We start from the raw sequence: 14827 nt of genomic DNA, 5'->3' as shown, positions 1-14827 counted from the left end.
TACGCGCCGACGCTCGCCCGGCACGTCCCCCGGGCGGACTACTGGAGCAGGAACTGCGTGGGCGAACCCGAGGGGATGCCGGAGACCGATACCGACAGGTTGTAGGCGGCGCCGCCCGCCTCGACCGCCTCGCGACCGCCGGAGCAGGTGTCGGCGGAGGAGCGGGTGCGGTCCCACGTCAGCGCGCTGCCCGTCACCGAGCGGCCCGCCTGGAGGAGCACCGGCAGATCGGCCGCGCCGGTCTGGCAGTCGGTCGAGGTCCAGATCTGCTCGGAGCCGCTCGTGATCGTGAAGACCTGCTTGCTCGTGCCCGCGTCGATCACGCAGTCGGTGCTCGAGATGTTGGCCAGCGAGAGCGAGAGCTGCGGATCCTCGCCGGGCGCGTAGCTCGTGGCGTCCGTGACCGCGGTGACGGCGACGGAGTCGGCCGTGCAGGCGGGTGCGGCGCCGGGCGTCGCACCGGGCGAGGTGGTCGGGTAGAGCGTCGGCAGCACGACGGTCGGCGTGGGGCTCGACGCGGCGTCGGAGCCGGTCATCCGCGGGAGCAGCGACAGCACCACCGCCAGGCCCGCGACGATGACGACCAGCGCGAGCAGCACTCCGGCGCGGCGTCGCCGGTAGACCCGGGAGGGCAGGCGGCGGGGCGGCGGAGTCACCGGGACAGGCTACGACGTGGCGGCGGTCAGAGCGTCTTCAGCATGCGGGTGTTGCCGAGCGTGTTCGGCTTCACCCGGGCGAGGTCGAGGAACTCGGCGACTCCCTCGTCGGGAGAGCGGAGCAGCTCGGCGTAGACCTCGGGGTCGACGACCTTCTCGCCGATCGGCTCGAAGCCGTGGCGGGCGAAGAAGTCGACCTCGAAGGTGAGGCAGAACAGGCGCTTCAGGCCGAGCTCGCGCGCGTCGTTCTCGAGGCGCTCCAGGATGTGGTGGCCCACACCCCTCCCGAGCCAGTCCTGCGCGACCGCGAGGGTGCGCACCTCCGCGATGTCGTCCCACATCACATGCAGCGCACCGCAGCCGATCGCCGTCCCGTGGCCGTCCTCGGCGATGCGGAACTCCTGCACGGCGCCGTAGAGCACCACGCGGTCCTTGCCCAGGAGGATGCGCTCGTTCACGAGCGGCTCGCTGAGCTCCTGGATGAAGGGGACATCGCTCGTGCGCGCGCGGCGCACCGGGTACTTCCAATCGGCCATTCGACAAGCCTAGGCCGCACCGGGCGCGGGATCCTGCGAGCAGGCGCCCACCCCCCGGACGACGACGTGCCCGCCCCCTCGCGAGAGGGGACGGGCACGGGGTCGTTCGGCAGCCTGCTACGACATCAGGTCGGGCGTCGCCGGGCCGGCCGTGGCTGCTCCGGTGGACGCGCCGGCGCTGATCGAGATCAGACGCGGGGTCGTGGTGAAGACGAACTTGTTGTCGGCGAAGTCCACGTGGATGTGGTCTCCGGCGCCGAGCTCGCCGTGCAGGATCCGCTCGGACAGCTGGTCCTCGATCTCGCGCTGGATCGCCCGGCGCAGGGGGCGCGCACCGAGGGCCGGGTCGAATCCGACCTCGATCAGGCGCTCCTTGGCCGGCTGCGTCAGCTCCACCGTCATGTCGCGGTCGAGCAGGCGGTCGCCCAGGCGCTTGATGAAGAGGTCGACGATCTGGAGCAGCTCGGGCTTCGACAGCTGCGGGAAGACGATGACGTCGTCCACGCGGTTGAGGAACTCGGGCTTGAAGTGCTTCTTGAGCTCCTCGTTGACCTTGCCGCGCATGCGGTCGTACCCAGTGGCGTTGTCGCCCTCGATCTGGAACCCGACGGGACCACCGGCGATGTCACGAGCACCGAGGTTGGTGGTCATGATGATGACGGTGTTCTTGAAGTCGACGACACGGCCCTGGCCGTCGGTCAGTCGACCCTCCTCCAGGATCTGGAGGAGCGAGTTGAAGATGTCCGGGTGCGCCTTCTCGATCTCGTCGAAGAGGACCACGCTGAACGGCTTGCGGCGCACCTTCTCGGTGAGCTGGCCGCCCTCCTCGAAGCCGACGAACCCGGGAGGGGCGCCGAACAGCCGCGAGACGGTGTGCTTCTCGCCGTACTCCGACATGTCGAGCGAGATCATCGCGTTCTCGTCGTCGAAGAGGAACTCGGCGAGCGCCTTGGCCAGCTCGGTCTTCCCGACGCCCGTGGGGCCGGCGAAGATGAACGAGCCCGAGGGGCGCTTGGGGTCCTTGAGGCCCGCGCGGGTGCGGCGGATAGTCCGCGAGAGGGCCGCGATGGCCTCCTCCTGGCCGATGACGCGCTGGTGCAGGGCCTTCTCCATGAAGACGAGCCGCGAGGACTCCTCCTCGGTGAGCTTGAAGACCGGGATGCCCGTCGCCTGGGCGAGGACCTCGGCGATCAGGCCCTCGTCGACCACGCCGGTGGCCTTGACGTCGCCCGACTTCCACTGCTTCTCGAGGCGCAGGCGCTCACCGAGCAGCTGCTTCTCCTCGTCGCGCAGCGACGCGGCCTTCTCGAAGTCCTGGTCCTCGATCGCGGCCTCCTTGGCGGAGCGGACCACGGCGATGCGGTCGTCGAAGTCGCGCAGCTCCGGCGGCGCCGAGAGGATCGAGAGGCGCAGGCGTGCGCCGGCCTCGTCGATCAGGTCGATCGCCTTGTCGGGGAGGAAGCGGTCGCTGATGTAGCGGTCGGCCAGATTGGCCGCCGAGACGATCGCGCCGTCGGTGATGGACACCTTGTGGTGCGCCTCGTAGCGGTCGCGCAGCCCCTTGAGGATGTTGATCGTGTGGGGCAGCGACGGCTCCGCGACCTGGATCGGCTGGAAGCGGCGCTCGAGAGCGGCGTCCTTCTCGAAGTGCTTGCGGTACTCGTCGAGCGTGGTCGCGCCGATGGTCTGCAGCTCGCCGCGGGCGAGCAGCGGCTTGAGGATCGAGGCGGCGTCGATCGCGCCCTCAGCGGCCCCTGCGCCGACGAGGGTGTGGATCTCGTCGATGAAGGTGATGATGTCGCCGCGGGTGCGGATCTCCTTCGTGACCTTCTTCAGGCGCTCCTCGAAGTCACCGCGGTAGCGGGATCCGGCGATGAGCGAGCCGAGGTCGAGCGTGTAGAGCTGCTTGTCCTTCAGCGTCTCGGGCACGTCGCCGCGCACGATCGCCTGGGCGAGGCCCTCGACGACGGCGGTCTTGCCGACGCCGGGCTCGCCGATCAGGACGGGGTTGTTCTTGGAGCGGCGGGAGAGGATCTGCATGACCCGCTCGATCTCCTTCTCGCGCCCGATGACCGGGTCGAGCTTGTTGTCGCGCGCCGCCTGGGTGAGGTTGCGTCCGAACTGGTCGAGGATCTGCGATCCCCCCTGAGGCTGCTGCTGCTCACCGCCCACGGCGACCTGCTCCTTGCCCTGGTAGCCGGAGAGCAGCTGGATGACCTGCTGGCGCACGCGGTTCAGGTCGGCACCGAGCTTGACCAGCACCTGAGCGGCGACGCCCTCGCCCTCGCGGATGAGGCCGAGCAGGATGTGCTCGGTCCCGATGTAGTTGTGGCCGAGCTGCAGCGCTTCGCGCAGGGACAGCTCGAGGACCTTCTTCGCCCGAGGCGTGAAGGGGATGTGGCCGGTCGGCTGCTGCTGCCCCTGGCCGATGATGTCCTGCACCTGCTCGCGCACAGCGTCGAGCGAGATCCCGAGGGACTCGAGCGCCTTGGCGGCCACTCCCTCGCCCTCGTGGATCAGGCCGAGCAGGATGTGCTCCGTGCCGATGTAGTTGTGATTGAGCATCTTGGCCTCTTCCTGGGCCAGGACGACGACGCGCCGCGCGCGATCGGTGAATCTCTCGAACATGCTGTCACTCCCTACAGAACCCGCAGGGGTGGGCTCCGATACGTCGACTGTAACCAGCGCTCCCCCCGGTGAGCAGGCCTGTTCGCCCTGGGCGTGCACGCGATCCGGAGGGGTGCGGGCGGCGGTCCGGTCCACCGGTCCATGCGAAGGCATACACTTCCCGCATGAGCAACCTGGAGGAGCATCCCGACGAGCTCCCCGTCGCCGCGGAGCCGGTCCCTCGCGAGCCCGGCGCGGTCGAGATCCTGGAGGCGCGGCTCGTCCCGCTCGGCGGTCCGCGCGCGATCGAGGTGCGCCGCACCCTCCCCCAGCGCTCGCGCTCGACGATCGGCGCATGGTGCTTCGCCGACCACTACGGCCCGGTGCGGCTCGGCGAGGAGGCCGGGATGGACGTCCCGCCGCACCCGCACACCGGCCTGCAGACCGTGAGCTGGCTCTTCGAGGGCGAGATCGAGCACCGCGACAGCGTCGGCAGCCTCGCCGTGGTGCGCCCGGGCGAGCTCAACCTGATGACGGCCGGACGCGGCATCTCGCACTCGGAGGTCTCGACCGGGGGCGCGCCCGTCCTGCACGGGGTGCAGCTCTGGGTCGCGCTGCCCGAGGAGGCGCGGCTCGTCGATCCGTTCTTCGAGCACCACCGCGGCGTGCCCGTGGATCTGCCCGGCGCGCTGGTGCGCGTCTTCGTCGGAGGGATGCTGGGCGCGTCGGTGCCCGCGAGCACCTTCACTCCGCTGGTCGCCGCGCAGATCGACCTCGAGCCGGGTGCCCGGGTCGAGCTGCCGGTCGAGGAGTCGTGGGAGTACGGCGTGCTCGTCGACGCCGGCCCCGTGGCGGTCGAGGGCGCGGACGTCCCGCGCTCGGACCTCGCCTACCTGGCGCCCGGCCGCTCGCACCTGGTGCTGACCGCCGGGGACGCGGGCGGGCGCGTGGTGCTGCTCGGCGGCGAGCCGTTCGCCGAGGAGCTGGTGATGTGGTGGAACTTCGTAGGCCGCAGCCACGACGACGTGGCGGCCGCCCGCGAGCGCTGGCAGTCCGACGTGATCGCCGGCGCGGATCCGACGGGCCCGTTCGGCACCGTCGACGGGTACGGCGGACGCGCGCTCCCCGCGCCCGTGCTGCCGACCGTGCGCCTCAAGCCGCGCCGCCGGGCCTGAGCGGAGACCGTCAGTCCGAGGCGCTCCGAGGCGGTGCCGCCGAAGCGGGAGCGCGGAAGTCGCGATGATCCTGCTCGACCACCGCGACTCCCGCGCTCTCACCGGTGCGTCAGGACGCGTCCGACTCCTTCTTCGCGGCGGCCTTCGCAGCGGCCTCGCGATCGGTGGCCTCGGCCGTCTCGCGGAAGGCGCGGCGCGGATCCTGCAGCGCGCTCATCGGCGAGAGGTCGCGCGGAGTGACGGCGTCGACGAGCCAGCCCGTGATGATCCGCCACTTGCGGTCCAGGGTCGGCATCGCCGCTCCGTGGTAGGCGCGGTGCGCGAGCCAGGCGGGGAGGCCGCGCAGCTTCACGCCCTTGATCAGGCCCGCGCCCTTGCCGATGCCGTACTCGGCGACGGTCCCGACGGAGGCGTGGCGGTACTCCTCCACGGTGCCTCCGGTGAGGTCGGCGATGATGTTGCGCGCCAGGAGCTTGGCCTGCCGGACCGCGTTCTGCGCGTTCGGCGGGTAGTACGCGGGCTGCTTCTCGCTGGTGAGGTCCGGCACCTGCGCGCCGTCGCCGGCCGCCCAGGCGCCGCCCACCGGCTCGCCGTCCTCGCGGATGACCCGCAGGCGCGCATCCGCCATGACGTGGCCCTTCGGCCCGCGGGGCGCGTCGGTCGCGTCGAGGATCGGGTTCGGCTTCACGCCGGCGGTCCACACGATCGTGGCCGTCGGGATGCGCTCGCCCGAGGAGAGCTCCACGACGCCGTCCTCGCAGGAGGGCATCGTCGTCTTCAGGTGCACGTGCACGCCGCGCGAGCGGAGGTGGTCGAGCGTCCACTTCGAGAGCTCGGGACCGACCTCGGGGGCGACCCGGTCCAGTGCCTCGACGAGGTGCCAGGTGACGTCGCCCATCGAGAGGGAGGGCTGCGCGGCGAGGGTCTTGCGGCTGAGGTCGAGCAGCTCGCTCAGCGCCTCGACGCCGGTGTAGCCGCCACCGACGAAGACGAAGGTGAGCAGGCGCCGGCGCTCGGCGGGATCGGTGGTGAGCGCCGCCTTCGCGATGTTCTCGATGACGCGGTCGCGCAGGTGCGCCGCCTCCTCCACCGTCTTGAAGCCGATGCCGTGCTCGGCGAGACCCGGTGTGGGGAACGTGCGGGTGACGGCTCCGAGCGCGAAGACGACCTGGTCGAACTCGATCGTGCGGGTGGAGCCGTCCATCGCGGCGACGGTGGCGCTGCGCTCGGCGAGGCTCACGCCGGTGATCGCGCCGCGGATCACGCGGGTGCGCTTGAGCGCGGAGACCAGCGGCACCGTGACGTGGCGCGGCTGGACGTGCCCGCCGGCGACCTCGGGCAGCAGCGGCTGGTAGGTCATGTAGGGGTTCGGCTCGACGACGGTGACGTCGATCGGCGCCTCCCCCCGTCTCTTCTCGAGGCCCCAGGCCGTGTACAGGCCGACGTAGCCGCCGCCGAGGACGAGGATGCGCGTCGTACGGGATGCCGTCATGTCCGTTCCCTTCTCGAACCCGGCGCCGGGCAGGCGGAACCGGATGGTGCTGAGGACGCTCCGACGCTACGCCTGCTCGGTCCCGCGCACAGGCCCTTGCGTCACGAGCCGGGGCATCGCATCCTCCGCCGTCCCGCGAGGGCAGCGGACGGGAGCCGCGCTACTGCAGCGCCGAGGTGAGCCGCGCCAGGTTGTCGAGCAGGGTCGAGCGGAGCGGCTGCTGCCGCCACTCGCGGAGGGTCAGCTCACGGGAGTGCTCGCGGTAGTCCTGCTGCACCTGGCGCAGGTCCTCGACGAACTCCGCGCCGCGCACCATCAGCGAGACCTCGAGGTTGAGCGTGAAGGAGCGCATGTCCATGTTGCTCGAGCCGATCACGGCGACGTCGTCGTCGATCGTGAAGTGCTTCGCGTGCAGGATGGTCGGCTTGCGGTACATCCAGATGCGCACGCCCGCGGTCAGCAGCGTCTCGTAGTACGAGCGCTGGGCGTGGTAGACCACGGCCTGGTCGCCGATCTCGGAGACGAAGAGCTCCACGTGCACGCCCCGCCGGGTCGCCGTCGTGATCGCGTAGAGCATCGCCTCGTCGGGCACGAAGTACGGGCTGGTGATGATGATCGACTTCTGCGCCGAGTAGAGCAGCGTCAGGAACAGGCGCAGGTTGTTCTCGCCCTCGAACCCCGGCCCGCTCGGCACCACCTGGCAGTCGATGGTGTCGCGCTGCTGCAGCGCCTCCATCGGCTCCGACTCCCGCAGGAGCAGCTCGTCGGTCTCGCTGTACCAGTCGGTGATGAAGATGGCGTTGATGCCCTGCACCACCGGCCCCTCGAGGCGCACCATCAGGTCGTGCCAGTGCAGGCCGCGGCGGATGTTGCCGCGCTTGTTGTAGCTGGAGTCGACGACGTTCTGCGAGCCCATGAAGGCCGCGTTGCCGTCGACGATCAGCAGCTTGCGGTGGTTGCGCAGGTCCGGCCGCTGGTACTGGCCGCGCCACGGCCGCACGGGGAGCATGTACGACCACGAGGCGCCCGCCCGCTCGAGGGCGCGCAGCCGGCGATGGGTGCCGCTGTAGTAGCCGGGCACGCGGATCGACGCGATGTGGTCGAGGAGGATCCGCACCCGCACCCCGCGGGCCACCGCGCGGTCGAGCGCGTCGAAGAAGGGCGCCGTGGTCGAGTCGGCGGCGAGGATGTAGAACTCGCAGTGCACGTACCGGCGGGCGCGGTCGATCTCGGCGGCCATCGCACGGATGGTCTGCTCGTAGTCGCCCTGGAGCCGCGCGTCGTTCCCGCCGACCAGCGGCATCGCGCCGAGGTTGCGGTTGAGGGTGACGACCGACTCCAGCCACTGCGGCCACGGGTGCTCCCGGGCGACCCGGTCGATGCCGTCAGTCGATTCCAGGATGAACCGGTTGATCTCCTGCTGCTTCCGGCGGCGCTTGCGCGGCAGCCGGTAGCTCCCGATGAAGAGGAACAGCAGGATGCCGACGTACGGGATCAGGAAGATCGCCATCAGCCAGGCGAGGCCGGTCGTCGGACGGCGGTTGCGCGGCACCACGATGACGGCGATCACGCGCACCACGAGCTCGACGACGACGGCCGCGATCGGGAGGATCACCCCCCAGTCGGGAGCGGGCACCGCGCCTCCTCGTTCGTCGTGCGGAGCCGCTCACCGGGCGCGGGAGGCACCCGCGCGGCGGCGGTGGTCAGGAGGCGTCGCGGGGAGGCAGGCCGCGGCGCTCGCGCTCGCGGGCCTCGATGCGGTCGTACGCGCGGCGCTCGTTGCGGTCCGAGCGGATGAGGGCGCGCATCACGAACCAGAAGATGGCTCCGACCGTGATCGTCGGCACGAGGGCCCACAGCCCCTGGTTCCACAGCTCCCAGTCCATGCGGCGATCCTACCCGCGGCACCGGCGCGGGAGCCGTGAGCCCGGCGGCCCGTGCGCCCACCGGCCTTCCCGGGCGCTGCCGCTACTGGCTCTTGACCGACTTGTTCAGCGCCGCGGCGTCGGAGTTGAGGCCCTCCAGCTCCGAGCGCAGGCCGTCGTACACGGCGATGTCCGCGTCGATGGCGGCCCGGGTGGCGTCGACGGCCTGGCTGCGGGCGAGCAGATCGGCGCGCTCCGCCTCGAACTCGGCCGTCGATCCGAAGTCGCCGCTGTCGGCGCGCGAGTTGAAGTCGTCGATCTCGACGTTGAGCGCGTCGTACTCGGCGTTGTTCGCGTCGACCCGCGCCGTGAGGTCGGCGTACATCGTCTCGATCCGGGAGACCAGGTCCTCGATGCGGTTCTCGAGATCGGTGAAGACCGCCTCGTAGCGGGCGTTCAGGCCCACGACGACGGAGCGGTCGTCGAAGAACTCGGCGTAGTGCGCCTCGAGCGCCGGCGGCAGGTCGGCCACCTCGGTCCCCAGGATCGAGTGCAGCTCGTTGACGCGCTCGCCGAGGCCGCCGGTGCGGTACAGCTCGAGGCGCTCGGCGATCGTGCCGTCCTGCGGGAGGGTCTCGTACGCGGCCTCGAGCTCGGCGCCCAGCTCGGCCTGCTCCTCCGCGTCGAGCCGCACCCACGCGGCGTGCAGCATCTCGTGGGCCGCCGTGACGTCGCGGATCCCGTCGAGGTCGGGATTAGCGACGTCCGAGATGTAGATGCTGGTGCCGGTGTAGCAGCCGAGGACGATGTCGTCGGAGGCGCCGTAGCCGCAGAGGTCGTTGAAGCCGGCGGTCGGCTCGACCGACGGGCTCGACGCGTAGTAGAGGGCGCGGCCGCGGTCCGACATGGCGGTCCGCTCCGCGAAGCCGGCGATCGTGGGGTCGGGCGTGAACGCCTCGGCCGCCCGCCGGTCGGCCAGCGCGGTGCCGACGTCGCCGGAGGAGGTGAGGATGCTCGCGGCGACCGCGGTCCCCACTCCGAACTGCGCGATCGTGAGGACGCCCGCCGCGACGGCCGCGACGATGCTCGATGCCCTGACCATGTCTCCCCCTCGGCTCCTGCGACCCTACTTGACGAGCGGGAACAGGATCGTCTCGCGGATCCCGAGGCCGGTGATCGCCATCAGGAGGCGGTCGATGCCCATGCCCATGCCGCCGGTGGGGGGCATGCCGTGCTCGAGGGCGCGGAGGAAGTCCTCGTCCAGGCGCATCGCCTCGTCGTCGCCGGCGGCGGCCTGGCGGGCCTGCTCGACGAAGCGCTCGCGCTGCACGACCGGGTCGATCAGCTCGGAGTAGCCGGTGGCCAGCTCGAAGCCGCGGACGTAGAGGTCCCACTTCTCGACGACGCCCGGGATGCTGCGGTGCGCGCGCACGAGCGGCGAGGTGTCGACGGGGAAGTCCATCACGAAGGTCGGACGCGTCAGGCCGCCCTTCACGAAGTGCTCCCACAGCTCCTCGACGTACTTGCCGTGCGTGGGGATGTGCACCTCGACGCCCTCGCGCGCGGCGAGGGCCTCGAGCTCGGCGAGCTCCGTCTCCGGCGTGATCGCGATGCCGGCCGCGAGCGACAGGCTCTCGTACATCGAGATGCGGTCCCACCGGCCGCCGAGGTCGAACTCGGTGCCGTCGGCCCAGGTGACCACGTGCGAGCCCGCGACGGCCTGCGCCGCGTTCTGGATCAGCTCCTGGGTGAGGTCGGCGATCGAGTTGTAGTCGCCGTACGCCTGGTAGGCCTCGAGCATCGCGAACTCGGGCGAGTGGGTGGAGTCGGCGCCCTCGTTGCGGAAGTTGCGGTTGATCTCGAAGACCCGGTCGATGCCGCCGACGACGGCGCGCTTGAGGTAGAGCTCGGGCGCGATGCGCAGGTACAGCTCGGTGTCGAACGCGTTCGAGTGCGTGGCGAAGGGGCGGGCGGAGGCGCCGCCGTGCATCACCTGCAGCATCGGGGTCTCGACCTCGAGGAACTCGTGCGAGGCGAAGGTGTCGCGGAGGGAGGCGTTCACGCGGGCGCGGGTGACGACCGTCTCGCGGGCCTGGGGGCGCACGATCAGGTCGAGGTAGCGCTGGCGCATCCGGGTCTCGTCGCCGAGCTCGTTGTGCAGGTTCGGCAGCGGCAGGATCGCCTTCGCGGCGATCGTCCACTCCGACACCCACACGCTCAGCTCGCCGCGCTTGCTCGAGACGACCTCGCCCTCGACGAAGAGGTGGTCGCCCAGGTCGACGAGCTCCTTCCACGCCGCGAGCGACTCCTCGCCCACGTCGCCGAGCGAGACCATGGCCTGGATCCGCTCGCCGTCGCCGGCCTGCAGCGTCGCGAAGCAGAGCTTGCCCGTGTTGCGCTGGAACACCACGCGGCCCGCGAGGCCGACGCGCTCGCCGGTCTTCACGTCCGGCTCGATGCCCTCGTGGCGCGCCCGGACGGCCGCGATGGTGTCGGTGACTCCGACCGCGACGGGGTAGGCGCCGGCGCCGAGGTCGTCGCCCGCGAGCTCGAGCAGGCGCTCGCGCTTGGCGAGGCGGACGGCCTTCTGCTCGGAGGCCTCCTGCTGCGCGGCCCGCTCGGCGGCGGCCTGCTCGGCGGCGGACTGCTCGGCGGCGGGGGTCGTGGACTCGGGGACGTCGGGGGTGTCGGCCATGAGGGGTCGCGGTGCTTTCGGTTCGGGGCGGACGGCCGCGATCAGGCGAGCAGGATCGGGGCGTTGTCGAGGAGGCGGGTGGTGCCGACGATCGCGGCGACGAGCACGAGTGCCGGGCCGCGGTGGTCGGCGTCGACCGGGAGGAGCGTCGCGGGATCCACGACGACGAGGTAGTCCAGCTTAACGAGCGGCTCGGCGTGCGCGACGGCCTCGGCGGCCTCGATCGCCGCGGCGGCACCGCGGTCCGCGGCTTCCGCGGCGGCCGCGAGGAGGCGCGGCAGCACGAGGCCCGCGCGGCGCTGCTCCTCGTCGAGGTAGCGGTTGCGGCTGGAGCGGGCGAGCCCGTCCTCCTCCCGCACGATGCCGACGCCCTCGATCTCCACGGGCAGGTCGAGGTCGCGGACCATGCGGCGCACGAGGAACAGCTGCTGCGCGTCCTTCTGCCCGAAGACCGCGACGTCCGGCTGGGCGATGCTCAGGAGCTTGGCGACGACGGTGAGCATCCCGTCGAAGTGGCCCGGCCGCGCGCGCCCCTCGTAGAGGCCGCCGACCTCGCCCGCGACGACCCGCGTCGAGGACGGCCCGTCGGGGTACATCTCGGCGACTCCCGGAGCGAAGAGGAGGTCGGCCCCGGCCGCGTCGAGCAGGGCGGTGTCGCCCTCGAGGTCGCGCGGGTAGCGGTCCAGGTCCTCGGACGGGCCGAACTGCAGCGGATTCACGAACACCGACACGACGACGACGTCGGCCAGCTCGCGAGCCCGCTCGACGAGGGCGAGGTGCCCGGCGTGCAGGGCGCCCATCGTCGGCACGAGCGCGATGCGCCGACCGGCCCGCCGCGCCTCCTGCAGCCGCTCGCGGAGGTCGCCGATGCGGTGGACGGTGCTGATCACCCGACGATGCTACCGGCGGTCCCGCGGCCGCCGGGGCCCTCGGCACCGGGACGCCGTGCTCCTCCGCGAGGCACCGCCTCCCGAGCGGCGTCCCACCCGGGGAGCGGCGTCACGAGCGGCACCGCGCGTCAGCCCGCCGCGCGGCGCAGGGCGTCGTCGACGGAGGAGCGGACGAGGCTGGAGAGGAAGAAGCCCGGCTTCTCGACGCCGATGCCCGCCAGCAGTCCCGCCGCCTGGTCGACGATCGCCGTCGAGAAGGTCGTGGCGGTCGAGACGGCCTCCGCGTAGGCGGCGCGGTCCGACTCCGCCACGGTCACCGGCTCCCCGCCCATCTCGACCACCAGCGCCTGCGCGATCGGCAGCACCGGGCCCGGTGCCGACACGGCGAAGTAGGTCTCGGCGAGGCGCGCCAGGTCGAGGCTGGTGCCGCTGAAGGCCATCGCCGGGTGGACTGCCAGGGGGATGACCCCGGAGGCGAGCGCCGGAGCGAGCACCCCGTAGCCGTGCTCAGGCGCCGTGTGCAGCACCAGCTGGCCGGGCTGCCACGCCCTGGTCGCGGCGAGCCCCGCGACCAGGGCGGCGATCTCGCTGCCGGGGACGGCGACGATCACCAGCTCGCTGCGCTCGACGAGCTCGGGGATCGCGAGCACGGGGACTCCGGGGAGCAGCGCGTCGGCGCGCTCGCGGCCGCTCTCGCTGGTGGTGGCGATCCCGATCACGGCGTGGCCGGCCCCGGCGAGCGCGGCACCGAGCACCGGTCCCACGCGTCCGGCACCGATCACGCCGACGCCCAGGCGTCCGTCGCGGCGGTTCTCAGGCATGCGGTTCCCCCTCCGGAGCGGGCCAGTCGGGCAGGGCGGGTGCGGCCGCCCGCCGCCCCCACTGGTGGCTCGCGTCGCGGTCGGCGGCCCGCACTCCGGCCGTCGCGAGGCTCTCGAAGAAGGCGAGTCCGTCGGCTGCGCTCATCACCGGCACGAGCGGAGTGACGGGGCCGGCCACCGTGTGCACGCGCGCCGAGGCCAGCCCGAGCAGGCGCTGGAGCGGTCCCTGCTGGACCCCGACGCTCTGCATCCGCGCCAGGGGCACCACGGCGACCCGCCGCCAGACCGCTCCACTGCGCAGGATCGCGACCTCGTCCGTCAGCCGGTACCCGGTCCTCCGAAACGAGAAGGGGCGGAGCCACACCGCCGAGCGCGGCGCCCGGGTGAAGCCGGCCGCGTCGCGGTGCCGGAGTGCGTCTCCGACGGGCGTCGACTCCGCTCCCTCGGCCGGTCCGGGCAGCAGGAGGGCGAGGACGCGCTCGACGGCGGCGAGGTCGCCGACCGGCAGGATCGTGGTGTTCGGCTCGCCGTTCGCCCCGCGGGAGGCCGCGTGGCCGGCGCGGTCGATCCGCACCTGCCACCAGCCGAAGGGGCGCCAGAGCAGCGGCTGCGTGATCTCGACGGCGTGGATCCGGCCGGGCGGGATCGTGTCGCTGCTGGTCGAGAGCACGCCGTAGCCGACCCGCACGCCGTCGGGCGTCGCGGCGATCGAGTACCGGAGCGAGCGCACGAACTGGCGGACGTAGTAGCTGCCCGAGCCGATCAGGCCCGGCAGGATCGCGAAGAGCACGTAGGGCGAGCCGTAGACGGCGACGAACACCACGGCGACGACCGAGGCGGCCAGGAACAGCGTGAAGCCGCTGAAGACGAGCGAGCCGAGGAGCCGGCCCGGCGGGATCGAGACGACCGACTCGGGCGGCGTCTCGTCCTGAGGCTCGCCGAACTCCTCCAGCCGGCGCGCCAGGAACCCGCCCGCCGGAGCCGCACCGTCGACCGTCGCCTCCCGCTCGCGCACCCCGGACGCGAGCCGCAGGATGTCGCGGCGCAGGGCGTCAACCAAGCGCGACCCGAGGTACGACAGCTGGACGTTCGCGTCCTGCCCGGCCACGCTCACCTCGAGCTTCGCGGCTCCGAACAGCCGCGCGAACAGCGGACGCTGCACCGCGATGCCCTGGATGCGGTCCAGCCGCGCCCGCCGGTTGGTCCGGAAGAGCACGCCGGAGCGCACCTCGACGAGCTCGTCCGTGATGCGGAAGGTGTGCATCCGCCAGGACAGCCAGAACGCGAAGACGGCGACCGCCAGGCCCACCGCGACCGCCAGCAGCGCCCAGCCGACGAGACCGCGGCGCAGCAGCTCGTCGACCGGATCGCCGCTCTCGAACCCCTCCGGCCCGGGCAGGAACAGCTCGACCAGGCGCTCGCGGAGGTTCGTGATCACGATGCCGAGGACGACCAGCAGGCCGATCCCGCCCTTGAGGACCGGGGTCGCGGGATGGAGGCGGTGCCACTCCCCGTCGGCGAGGTCCGTCTCGACGGCGCGGAGCTCGGTCACAGGCCGGCCCGGCGCGACTCGGCGAGCTCGACGAGGCGGTCGCGGAGCTCCTCCGCGTCCTGCTCGGCCAGGCCCGGGATGCTGACGCCGGTCGCCGCGGCGGCGGTGACGAAGCGGAGGTCGGCGAGGCCGAGCGCCCGGGCGAGCGGCCCGCGGTTGACGTCGATGAGCTGCATCCGCCCGTACGGCACCGACACGAAGCGCTGGAACATGATGCCGCGGCGGAAGAGCAGGTCGTCCTGGCGCAGGAGGTAGCCGTAGGCGCGCGCACGGCGCGGGGCCACGATCAGGAGGGTCACCGCTAGGGCGGCCGCGGCGGCCAGCGGGACCCAGCCCCACGGCAGGCCGATCAGCATCAGCACCACGGGCACGGCGAGCAGCAGCACGCTCGACACGACGGCCGACACGATCTCGACCGCGACGTACCGGGGCGAGACGCGGCGCCACTCCCCCGTGATGTCGAGGCGGTCCCGCCGGCGTCCCCTCGCGTCGCGGCGGGTCGTCGGCGACGCGTCCTCGGGCTCGGCGGGCATGGCGT

Annotated in this window: 13 protein-coding genes; 1 reads left to right on the top strand and 12 read right to left on the bottom strand. The window is 72.2% G+C overall.

Going from position 1 to position 14827, the window contains the following annotated elements; all coding sequences use genetic code 11:
* Window positions 1–38 precede the first annotated feature (38 nt).
* From GSU40_RS03190 to GSU40_RS03180, 3 genes are all read right to left on the bottom strand, one after another.
* Window positions 39–656 (bottom strand): hypothetical protein, encoded by a 618-nt coding sequence (locus tag GSU40_RS03190; protein WP_160033629.1) that lies wholly within the window; start codon window positions 654–656, stop codon window positions 39–41.
* A 26-nt stretch (window positions 657–682) separates the two neighbouring features.
* The gene (locus GSU40_RS03185; protein ID WP_104224089.1) at window positions 683–1192 is read right to left on the bottom strand and encodes an amino-acid N-acetyltransferase; all 510 of its coding nucleotides are present in this window, start codon (window positions 1190–1192) and stop codon (window positions 683–685) included.
* Window positions 1193–1309: 117 nt separating this feature from the next.
* The gene (locus tag GSU40_RS03180; protein ID WP_104224090.1) at window positions 1310–3820 is read right to left on the bottom strand and encodes an ATP-dependent Clp protease ATP-binding subunit; all 2511 of its coding nucleotides are present in this window, start codon (window positions 3818–3820) and stop codon (window positions 1310–1312) included.
* A gap of 164 nt (window positions 3821–3984) precedes the next feature.
* On the opposite strand from GSU40_RS03180, the gene GSU40_RS03175 reads away from it, so the two are divergent.
* Complete coding sequence (locus tag GSU40_RS03175; RefSeq protein ID WP_160033627.1) at window positions 3985–4974, top strand: pirin family protein; 990 nt, start codon at window positions 3985–3987, stop codon at window positions 4972–4974.
* Between the two features lie 109 nt (window positions 4975–5083).
* Here GSU40_RS03175 and GSU40_RS03170 read toward each other — a convergent pair whose 3' ends face one another.
* The 9 genes from GSU40_RS03170 to GSU40_RS03130 all read right to left on the bottom strand — a co-directional run bounded on the left by GSU40_RS03170 (window position 5084) and on the right by GSU40_RS03130 (window position 14822).
* Window positions 5084–6466 (bottom strand): FAD-dependent oxidoreductase, encoded by a 1383-nt coding sequence (locus GSU40_RS03170; RefSeq protein WP_160033625.1) that lies wholly within the window; start codon window positions 6464–6466, stop codon window positions 5084–5086.
* 160 nt (window positions 6467–6626) lie between these two features.
* A complete protein-coding gene (gene cls / locus GSU40_RS03165; RefSeq protein WP_160033623.1) occupies window positions 6627–8102 on the bottom strand; it encodes a cardiolipin synthase in 1476 nt (491 codons plus the stop codon).
* A 67-nt stretch (window positions 8103–8169) separates the two neighbouring features.
* Complete coding sequence (locus GSU40_RS03160) at window positions 8170–8352, bottom strand: hypothetical protein (RefSeq protein ID WP_104224094.1); 183 nt, start codon at window positions 8350–8352, stop codon at window positions 8170–8172.
* Between the two features lie 82 nt (window positions 8353–8434).
* Window positions 8435–9433, bottom strand: a complete 999-nt coding sequence (locus GSU40_RS03155) for a hypothetical protein (protein ID WP_160033621.1) — start codon at window positions 9431–9433, stop codon at window positions 8435–8437.
* 24 nt (window positions 9434–9457) lie between these two features.
* On the bottom strand, window positions 9458–11026 hold the full coding sequence (gene lysS / locus GSU40_RS03150) for a lysine--tRNA ligase (protein WP_160033619.1): 1569 nt from the start codon (window positions 11024–11026) through the stop codon (window positions 9458–9460).
* 41 nt (window positions 11027–11067) lie between these two features.
* Window positions 11068–11916, bottom strand: coding sequence for a pantoate--beta-alanine ligase (gene panC / locus GSU40_RS03145; RefSeq protein WP_160033617.1), 849 nt, complete (start codon window positions 11914–11916; stop codon window positions 11068–11070).
* 128 nt (window positions 11917–12044) lie between these two features.
* The gene (locus GSU40_RS03140) at window positions 12045–12737 is read right to left on the bottom strand and encodes a DUF2520 domain-containing protein (protein ID WP_160033615.1); all 693 of its coding nucleotides are present in this window, start codon (window positions 12735–12737) and stop codon (window positions 12045–12047) included.
* The gene (locus GSU40_RS03135) at window positions 12730–14289 is read right to left on the bottom strand and encodes a PH domain-containing protein (RefSeq protein WP_104238409.1); all 1560 of its coding nucleotides are present in this window, start codon (window positions 14287–14289) and stop codon (window positions 12730–12732) included. The genes GSU40_RS03140 and GSU40_RS03135 overlap by 8 nt, the downstream gene beginning before the upstream one ends.
* On the bottom strand, window positions 14286–14822 hold the full coding sequence (locus GSU40_RS03130; protein ID WP_160033613.1) for a PH domain-containing protein: 537 nt from the start codon (window positions 14820–14822) through the stop codon (window positions 14286–14288). The genes GSU40_RS03135 and GSU40_RS03130 overlap by 4 nt, the downstream gene beginning before the upstream one ends.
* Between the last annotated feature and the right edge of the window lie 5 nt (window positions 14823–14827).

It is taken from the genome of Rathayibacter sp. VKM Ac-2805 (assembly GCF_009834265.1).
Classification (GTDB): domain Bacteria; phylum Actinomycetota; class Actinomycetes; order Actinomycetales; family Microbacteriaceae; genus Rathayibacter.
This window is presented reverse-complemented; position numbering and strand designations above follow the sequence as displayed.